Annotated in this window: 9 protein-coding genes; 1 reads left to right on the top strand and 8 read right to left on the bottom strand. The window is 61.1% G+C overall.

Annotated elements, in window-relative coordinates; translation table 11 throughout:
* Window positions 1-789: 789 nt before the first annotated feature.
* On the top strand, window positions 790-1,191 hold the full coding sequence (locus ACYQ1Z_RS14460; protein ID WP_459793235.1) for a hypothetical protein: 402 nt from the start codon (window positions 790-792) through the stop codon (window positions 1,189-1,191).
* 342 nt (window positions 1,192-1,533) lie between these two features.
* Here the strand turns inward: ACYQ1Z_RS14460 and ACYQ1Z_RS14465 are convergent, their stop codons facing one another.
* The 8 genes from ACYQ1Z_RS14465 to ACYQ1Z_RS14500 form a co-directional block, all read right to left on the bottom strand.
* Window positions 1,534-1,812 carry a hypothetical protein gene (locus ACYQ1Z_RS14465; RefSeq protein WP_459793236.1) on the bottom strand — a complete coding sequence of 93 codons (279 nt, stop codon included), beginning with the start codon at window positions 1,810-1,812 and terminating at the stop codon, window positions 1,534-1,536.
* A 34-nt stretch (window positions 1,813-1,846) separates the two neighbouring features.
* The gene (locus tag ACYQ1Z_RS14470; RefSeq protein ID WP_459793237.1) at window positions 1,847-2,449 is read right to left on the bottom strand and encodes a thermonuclease family protein; all 603 of its coding nucleotides are present in this window, start codon (window positions 2,447-2,449) and stop codon (window positions 1,847-1,849) included.
* A 333-nt stretch (window positions 2,450-2,782) separates the two neighbouring features.
* A complete protein-coding gene (locus ACYQ1Z_RS14475; protein ID WP_459793238.1) occupies window positions 2,783-3,097 on the bottom strand; it encodes a hypothetical protein in 315 nt (104 codons plus the stop codon).
* Between the two features lie 276 nt (window positions 3,098-3,373).
* A complete protein-coding gene (locus ACYQ1Z_RS14480) occupies window positions 3,374-4,186 on the bottom strand; it encodes a CPBP family intramembrane glutamic endopeptidase (protein WP_459793239.1) in 813 nt (270 codons plus the stop codon).
* 11 nt (window positions 4,187-4,197) lie between these two features.
* Entirely contained in the window at window positions 4,198-6,054 is a 1,857-nt protein-coding gene (locus ACYQ1Z_RS14485; RefSeq protein WP_459793240.1) for a DHH family phosphoesterase, read from the bottom strand.
* Window positions 6,055-6,101: 47 nt separating this feature from the next.
* Window positions 6,102-6,737, bottom strand: a complete 636-nt coding sequence (locus ACYQ1Z_RS14490; RefSeq protein WP_459793241.1) for a hypothetical protein — start codon at window positions 6,735-6,737, stop codon at window positions 6,102-6,104.
* Window positions 6,738-6,977: 240 nt separating this feature from the next.
* Window positions 6,978-7,397, bottom strand: coding sequence for a hypothetical protein (locus tag ACYQ1Z_RS14495; protein ID WP_459793242.1), 420 nt, complete (start codon window positions 7,395-7,397; stop codon window positions 6,978-6,980).
* 291 nt (window positions 7,398-7,688) lie between these two features.
* Complete coding sequence (locus tag ACYQ1Z_RS14500) at window positions 7,689-8,135, bottom strand: hypothetical protein (RefSeq protein WP_459793243.1); 447 nt, start codon at window positions 8,133-8,135, stop codon at window positions 7,689-7,691.
* Window positions 8,136-8,339: the final 204 nt, after the last annotated feature.

Raw genomic sequence — 8,339 nt, forward strand, 5'->3', positions numbered from 1 at the left:
AATCGGCTCGTATTGCAGTAAAACAGGTACGTTCGAGTTTAGTACATCTTCTGGATTAGACAACCCGACGTAGGCAAAGCGTGTCGATCTTACGGCGATGAGAAGTGCGACGTTTCGGCTGGTTTTCCAGCACGTTCGTTTACTGCTTTGCAGACGCCGCCAGACCGAGCAGGCAACTGCGGCCAGTGTCAGTCGCCGGCCGGCCTACTGGCCGTTGCTGCGTTCGAATTGCACCAGGGCGATATGTCCGAAGATGATCCCTCCGGCGAAGCCCGCCACGGTAACGAAGCCAAGCGCAGCGTATATGGCGGCAACAAAGGACAGGGTGTTGGTTCCGAGCCGGAACAGGGCCCCCGCTCCGGATCCAGTTCTCTGGGAGAAGGAGCAGGGACCAGAAAAGAAATCGCTGGTTCACGGCAGGTGGTCCTATCTGCGGAAGGGGTGGGCAGGCGTGGAAGACGGATCGGGTGCCATGGGCACCCGGGTTCCAACCAGGCCCCCGAGCGCGCATCGCGCGCTGACCTTCGGGCAGCCAAACCTCAGAGCCCACCGGGACCAGCCCCGTCAGCAGGACCCGCCAGCTTCCCGGGGAGGCGCAGCTAAAGCCTCGTGCGGTTTTCTGGAGGGTCGCCTCCAGCCCGTGTAGGCAAACCAAAGCTCCTCTGCCGGTCGCTGGACCGCGCTGGCGTGTAGTGGAAGTGCTCATGCTCAGGTGTGTGCGGCGGCAAGGCGCCGCTGCCTGGCCCCTGTTAGATTGCCTTCAATTGGTCTCACACCGGAAGGAAACCCATGCCGCAGCCGTCGCCCGAGCACGCCCCCATCATGCGCAAGATGTCCGACGAGATTCTGGAAAAGTTCCCGGACGCCTCGGTGTTCCAATGGCACGTCCTCGATCCCGACATGTTTTTGAACTTTGACAAGCCCCCCGCCTTTGCGAACCTGGACAGACCCCGGGCCTATGTTGCAGTACTGCTGGACAAGGACGGTGAACGGATCGGGAATGAGAGCCTTGACGCGCCGGAAAATCTCATCGTTGCCCGTTACGAGGATGAACTCGGCTGGTCCGGACGGGAAGAGGGCATCGGATACGTCTACTCCGTCACTGAGGCGAGGGAGATCACCGACATCGAAGGCACGGGCACTCTGGATCCGGATTTCGAGGATCACCCTGGCCTGGAAATGTTCCGGTAGGGTCTCCGGCGCAATACCGGCCAGCTAACGCGCGGCGAAATTCTTCACGTAGTTAGGGCGCATGGTCGTGAGCAGGTGCAGTTGCGCTTCGACGCGATGTGGGACGCCCGGGCTCAGACGATTGGTCCTGATGAAAGCGACCGATGTCTCCGGGGATTGGGGCGGCCGGACTGCGCGGGCAACAACAACACTTGTACCGCTTGTACCGTTTTCAGGAAAAAAATACGGTACAGCTGGCAAAGCGTTGTTCAGGCCGGGAATCATGGGTTCGCAGGGGTGGTATGTGTATTTATTTAAGATCAACTTCAAAAAAATACGGTACAGGCCAAAAAGCCCGCCATTTCAAGCAATATCGGCCCTTGAGTACTGGGTTGTACCGTTTGTACCGCCAAACTCGTACTTTTCCACGTACATGCGCACGCATGCGCGCACACGCATTGAACCGAAAAAAATCCGGTACACGCGGTACATGGTTGTTTTGGGTGTCGATTCCCCTGGTTTAGCAACAAAAAAGCCTGTACCGTTTCCAGGAAAAAAACGGTACAGGCTATTGGTGAGGGCCGGTCGAAACGGCTGTTTTCCCATGTCAGGACGGGTTTTTCGGGTTGTACCGTTTTTCACTAAGAAACGGTACAGGGTGTGCCAATAGGGGCTATCAGCGCCCCAGGGTGCCACACGCGGCCCATGACGCCTTGCCCTGTGCCTTGGCGGCGTCAGCGGACGTCTTGTAGGTGGCGAAGGCCTTTGGCTCGGGTTCGCCGCTGGGGTACCAGGCTCCGGCGAATCCCGCACTGACCAGCCTGGTGCCCAGATCCGAGGGACCGAAGTACATGTAGGCCAGCGTGCGGTCATGCTGGTCTTTGCGGTCGGCCTTCTCGTCGTACCTGACCACCACAGCCGCATCAGGGCTGATAATCCGCTCAAACTCGGCCTTGGCTTCCGGGCCACCGCACTGATCCATCTCGGGAGCGTCGATGCCCAGCAGACGCACGGTGACAGGTTCTCCCTCAGGATCGCCGGTTTTTTCACTCACAGGCTGGACCTCGGCGGTGTCTCCATCGACGGCACGCACGAACCGCGCGGGGAACTCCTTGACCTCGGGCTCTGCGGAGGCTTCAGCGGTGCTCGTCGTCGTTTGCGGCGACGCGTCCTCGGCTTCACCGGAGCCGCAGCCGGCCAGTCCCAAAAGCAGCGATCCGGCCAGGATACTGACCCCGATGAACCTCGTCGTGCCTTCGTTCTCAAGAAGCTTCTTCATGCGGGTTGTTCTCCTGTGTAATTCGTTGGTTTATGGCTACTCCAGTGTTGCATCGGTTTCATTACACCAGCTATTCTGGGGTTCACGCTGCTTTCGGGCCAGTGTATGTGTGAGTGTGGGATTGCATAGCAATCTTTGTCGGAGGGTTTCCTGTGGGAGGGAGACCCTCCGACCTTTTAATGTCCGTCCGGCAGTGGTCGGTAAGGGTCATTTGCGGTCGGGATTAAAAAATATGGGCCGCCGCGACTTCGCTGCCGGTGCAGTCGAGAAGCCGCGACGGCCCAAATTGTAGTGAACCAGTCTCACAGTCTGGAGACTCGGGAGTGTTTGGTGTTACCGCACGCCGACACAGGGCGACTCGACGACGTAGACGATCTCCAGCCCGGCCCGGTAGTAGGCGCCGAAGCGAACCTCGTACGGCCGGAGGCTCAGGGTGCTGAACCCCGGCACCTCGGACATGAGGTCGAAGAAACGCCTTGTCTTACGAAGCAGTCCGGCAGTGTCATAGGCCTCGAACTTGAACCGATGGTAGAAGCCGGCCTCGGTGGTCGGTTGGCCGCCGACGTGGAGCTGCGCGCCCCTCAGGTCAGAGGTCCGCGGAGCCAGCAGCTGGCCGTCGTTGTTGTACCTGGTGTGGCTGACTCGCATAGCTCTCACCTCCTTGTTTGGGGCCTCGTGTTTCGGCAGCTCTTGTTGTCCCGGCATTGACCAGGAACTGTTCAATCCCACCCCCGGTGACCTGGATCAGGTCACCACCCCGGCATCCCCTGCTTTTTTGATGCTCAAATACCCGAAGCCAACACCCTGGCCGGGTATTTGAGCCATCAGCCATTTGGCACTCCCCCAGGCTGCTTTTCGAGCCCAAAAAAAGAGGGCCTGAGTGCGTCGGAACGCACTCAGGCCCTGTGCTGTGACAGCACATGCTTATTTACCCGCCAGGGATCCAGAACCGGATCCCGCAGCACCGGACGTCATGATCGCCGTACCGGCCCCTCCAAGGGGCGTGTACAGGCGGATCAGGAGCAAAACCAGCACCGCGCCTCCCAACATCACAAAGGTCAGTGAGCTGAACCCGGACACGAAGGCCGGCGGAACGACCATTGACACCACGTTGAAGGCGGCATGCATCAAGACCCCGGGGGTCAGCCGGCCGGTCTGTTCATAGACCGCCGCCAGCAGGAACCCCAGCGGCACCGTGGCCGCGATCTGTACCAGGTTCAGGTGCATGAGCGAAAACACAGCAGAGCTCAGTGCGGCCGCCGCCAGCGGGCGCGTGTGGAAGCGCAGCCGTGGATACACCACACCCCGCATGAGCATCTCCTCCCCCAGTGGCGCCAGAACCAGGGCAACCAGAAGCATCAGCAGCACCGGGGTCCCGGCCTTGGCGGAGGCGTACTCATCGAAGTTCCGTGATCCGAGCAAGCCATACAGCCACACGGCCGCCGTCTGCCCGACCAGCCAGCACAAGACCAGGCTGGTCAGCACCAGTGGCCAGAACCCCGGTCTCCGGGCAGCGGAACTGCTGTCCCCGGGAAGCCCGTCCCCCGCCTGGCGTGTCCAGCGCCGCCAGAGCAGGCCAGCTGCGAACAGCACCGCATTGGCCGCGGCGGATCCGATGGCCGGACTGCCTGACAGCAGTCCGGCGGCCAGGGCGGCGCCCAGGTAGAGAATCAGGGCACCTGTAATCACCGCCAGCGATGACAACCAGCCCCGAGGGGTGTTGATGGGGTTGGGCATGACACGCCTTTCTAGAAGGGAGGTTCTTCGACGACGGAGGAGACGACTGCCTGGACCGAGACGTTGCCCCGGAAGTTGTTCATCGAGAATGAGACGCGCAGCCGGATGTTGCGCTCCTCCGGAAGCGGCGAGTCCGCACGTTCCTTCAGTTCCATGAGCTGATCGGCCGAGTTCCACCACAGGCACTTGAGCCCGTTACGGGTCGTCAGCCTGATGTGCTGGTCTTCGGAACCCAGGGTGTGAATGTGGCACTGGGCCAGATCCAGTACCAGCTCGAACTCGGGGCGGGGGAACCCGTGGCCGAAAGGCACCAACATCTCGATCCGTTCAGTCATCGTGGCGATCCCCTCGATGTCGCTGAGGTTCGCGTCGCAGTCCTCTGTGGATCCGAAACGCAGGTCCGGGGCCGTGGCATCGAAGAATTCTCCGCTGCTGACCAGGTCAGCCATGAGGCTCTTCGCTGCTGCCGACATCGCCTGGTGGAAACGCAGCAGCTCGTCATGGTCGCTTACCCGCACACCACACGCGTTCTCGTGCCCGATAGCCGTGAAGCCCGCGGCGGTCATGGTTTCGATGATCGGAAACCAGAACGGTGAACGGGCCGAACCTCCGGTGGGCTGGGTTGTGTCGGCCGTGCGGTGGACCACGACAGTGGGTGTTCCGGTGCGGTGCATCAGCTGCGCGGCGATTAGCCCGAGCATTCCAGCCGGCGCTTCCGAGAAATAGACATACGGAGCCAGCGGCTGGTCCGTACTCTCAATCTCCTCCAGGTGCTGGATCGTGAGTTCCTTGCGCAGCTCATTGCCCTCGATGACTCGGCGCATACACTCCGCCTTCTGCTCTGGCGTGGGTGCGATGAACACTCCGAAGCAGTCCGACATCGAGCCACCGATGCGTCGTGCTGCGTTGAAGGCCGGACCCAGGTAGAACCCGTAAAAGCCCTCGTTCACGTCGGTGATGGACCGGAGCTTTCCGACCTTGGTGAATTCCCTCAGGGCGATGCTGAAGCCCTCAAAGGCTGCGACGAATACCGGATTATGACCTCCGGACCGCAACAGAGTCATCAGGGTAGTGGAATTGATGTCCGCTTCCTCCTCCGGGTCATCAGGCGGGGCGACGTAGAGCAGGCGCGCCAGCGAGACGGAGTCCCGGACCAGCTGCCGGTTCTCATAGAGCAGCGGCATGACATCCGAGATCGTCCCAATCCCCGCGAAGAGCTTCAGCATTCGGATGCTGTCCAACTTCCGGGGCAGGTATTTGAGCGTCCACGCCTCCAGCACCTGGTAGAGCACATGGGCACCGCAGATGCCGGGGTGGGCGTACGTCTCGTCGATCCGGGCCGGGTCCACGGTGATGTCGGCGTTCGAGCCGGGGCTGAGCTCAACGTGGTGGTCGGTCACCAGCGTGGTGATCCCCAGGCTGCGTGCCAGCGCGATTCCTTCGTGGGAGTTCACGCCGCCGTCGCAGGTGATGATGGCCTTTACCGCCGGGTACTGACTGTGTACCTCAACGATGTCGGCCGTCGTGACATCGTGGCCCCGGTTGTAGTCCGGGATATGCAGCGTCACGTTGAAGCCGAGTTCACTGAAGCCGGCGTAGCCGAGCACGCCGGATGTGATTCCGTCCATATCGAAGTCCGGCACAACAACAAGCAGCTCCTGGCTGTTGTGGATTCGCTTGAGTTCAAGGAGCATCCGGTCCAGGTCCAGGAGGGTGTCATGTTCGGGCTGGTCTATGGCGGCAAGGTATTCGTCGGTCCAGCCGCGTCGTTCGCGCAGGAGGCTGAACAGGTCAGGTGCCTCGCCGCTGTAGGTGGTTGCTGCAATTCCTGGGAGTGCAGGCGGAGCGAACTGTGTTTCTGTGCTCATTGTTTTCTCCTGTGGGTTGGGCAGTAGCGGGGCGGGGATCCGGCCGGCTATTCAGCCAGTTGCAAGGTCAGGCGCACGTAGCTGCCGTCGTCCTGTCGGCGCAGTCCTGCCTCCGGAGGCAGCAGCATCAGGCAGCTCAGCCCGGCTGCCTGCAACTGCTCCAAGACCACGGCCGTGATGGTGCCGTCGGAAACGTCGATGCCAGGTCCGGAGTCTTCAGCCGGGGCCGGCATCAGCACGACGTTCGCGTCGATGGCGGCGATGTTTCCAGGGTCGAAGGATGTTGTGCCCTGGGAGCGGGAGCGAATCACCTCCACGAGGGGACGATTTTCTTCATCCACTTTCGGCGGCACCGTGTCGAAGATGGTGTAGTCGATCCCGGACTCCAGAAGCTGGTGGGCGGTGACGATTCCCGCTTCAGTGGAAATGTCCACGATGGCGCTCTCGATTTTCTGGCGGGCCACGAGGGATGCGACAGTCTCGCGGAGCAGGAAGGAGCTTGTCCGCCCATCCGCCAGGAAGGCCACCGTCCGCACGATCGTGTTCTGCGTGACCGGCGTGTCTTCGACCCAGGAGTCGGTGTCCTCGAAGATGAGCTCCTCGGGGAGTGCCTCTCCCTCCGCGGAGTTTCCTTCTCCGAGGTCCGTACCGGCGGGGGCTTTCGTGCTGGCTGCTTCATTCATGGGTAGCGCTCCGGTTCTTGTTGACGGTTGGTTGGGATCTGATGATCGAGTGAATGGCCCATCCGTTGGGCCGGGCCTAAACAAACAGCGCCCGCACCCATAAGGGAGGGGCGCTGCATGGCCTGTGCCGGGGAGATTCAGGTTCCGGCATCCTGGTGTTCTTCAAGCGGGTAGGGACAGGTGGCCTTGGAATCGAACTGGGAGATGTGATCGTCGTAGACGTCTCTGCGATGACGGGGGTTAGTCGTCGAGGTACTCCCTGACGTGTGTGCTGTAGGAAACGATGAAGTCGGAGCCGGAGACCCCAATGATTTCCGCTGCGGATTCACGCGGGCGGCCGAACTTGAAAGCTGCCCCGTGGGCGTAGTCCTCCGGTGTTGCCCCCTCCCCCGTGGTCGATGAGACGACATAGCGGAGGTAGATTTCCTTGTCCAGGACCACGGTGACCGTAACGTTGCCGTCGGTGTCCATCAGGACTTCAGCCTGTTCGGCGTTCATGGGAAGGTTGGGCAGGGTGGAAATTTTCTCTACTTCGGAGATGAATCCGGTCGTGCACTCCCTGGCCCAAGCTGCGTTATGGGTGCGACTGCCATGGGGATTCTGCGGGCCGTTGCAGCCGACAGCGTCGTGACTGGCGGTGGAGGTCAAGCTCTTGAGCATGGCGGTTCGTCTTTCCGGCTGGGATGAAGTTTTATTCAGGAAGGATTCACGCGTGTGTGACGCACTTGTGAGAACAGCCTACCCCCACCTTCATCCATGTCTCGCCCGGGTCACCTTTGGTGACCCCGTGGCGAGGCTATTCGGGGTCATCGACAAGTGAACGGGCAGGTACAGAAAAGAACCCCGTACGCGTCCGGCCGAGCCGGGGTGTACGGGGTTCCAGTAGATCCAGGGGTGGTTCGTCGGGCTGGTTCCTCATCAGCTGTTCATGGCTAGCTCTCCAATCCACGCTCAATCCTTGACTGAGACAGATGAGTCCTCGCTGAGGTCAATCCTCACGAACTCGCCGCTCGCTGTGTCGGTGACGGTGAAGATGCATGCGTCGTCCGTGCCGGCAAAGCACCGACCGAATTGCTCCCGCCACACCTTCGCGGCAGCTTCCTGCGGAGTCGAACCCGTGCTGTCGATCTCCCAGGAGACGATCCAGTCGTGGGTCTCGGGGTAGGGCCACTCCTCGCTGATCTCCTGAATCTCCTCTGGGTCCAGATACACCACACCGTGTTCGGTCTCGATGGACAGTGTGCCCATGACGAGACCCGAACGGTTGATCGGACCGGTGATCAGCGACAGACCTCCGTGGCCTCCCACGAGGCTGACGACGCCGCGTGAGGGGTCGTCAATGATGGCGGGGATGTCACTTACGCGGACGGTGGTCTGGACGGAAGTGGTGCTCTTCATGCTGGTTCTCCTTGGGCGGGTCGTGCTGTCATTCGCACGAATGAATCGAAAAATGATTTACGGAATTGTTTCTGCGAGCAGGACCTGTTTCGCAAAGGACTGGGATCACTCACGACTTGATGGGTCCGCTGCTAGATGGCTTCGCCGGGGTGGGGTACGCGGACCGTCTGCTGAGTGGATCCCTGTCGGTCGACGAGGACGATC

The organism is Arthrobacter sp. AD-310 (assembly GCF_054656615.1).

Excerpts from the sequence above, each read along its gene's own strand:
- ACYQ1Z_RS14460 (WP_459793235.1), top strand. The coding sequence starts at position 790 with ATGCCGCAGCCGTCGCCCGAGCACGCCCCCATCATGCGCAAGATGTCC.
- ACYQ1Z_RS14470 (WP_459793237.1), bottom strand. The coding sequence starts at position 2,449 with ATGAAGAAGCTTCTTGAGAACGAAGGCACGACGAGGTTCATCGGGGTC.
- ACYQ1Z_RS14475 (WP_459793238.1), bottom strand. The coding sequence starts at position 3,097 with ATGCGAGTCAGCCACACCAGGTACAACAACGACGGCCAGCTGCTGGCT.
- ACYQ1Z_RS14480 (WP_459793239.1), bottom strand. The coding sequence starts at position 4,186 with ATGCCCAACCCCATCAACACCCCTCGGGGCTGGTTGTCATCGCTGGCG.
- ACYQ1Z_RS14485 (WP_459793240.1), bottom strand. The coding sequence starts at position 6,054 with ATGAGCACAGAAACACAGTTCGCTCCGCCTGCACTCCCAGGAATTGCA.
- ACYQ1Z_RS14490 (WP_459793241.1), bottom strand. The coding sequence starts at position 6,737 with ATGAATGAAGCAGCCAGCACGAAAGCCCCCGCCGGTACGGACCTCGGA.
- ACYQ1Z_RS14495 (WP_459793242.1), bottom strand. The coding sequence starts at position 7,397 with ATGCTCAAGAGCTTGACCTCCACCGCCAGTCACGACGCTGTCGGCTGC.
- ACYQ1Z_RS14500 (WP_459793243.1), bottom strand. The coding sequence starts at position 8,135 with ATGAAGAGCACCACTTCCGTCCAGACCACCGTCCGCGTAAGTGACATC.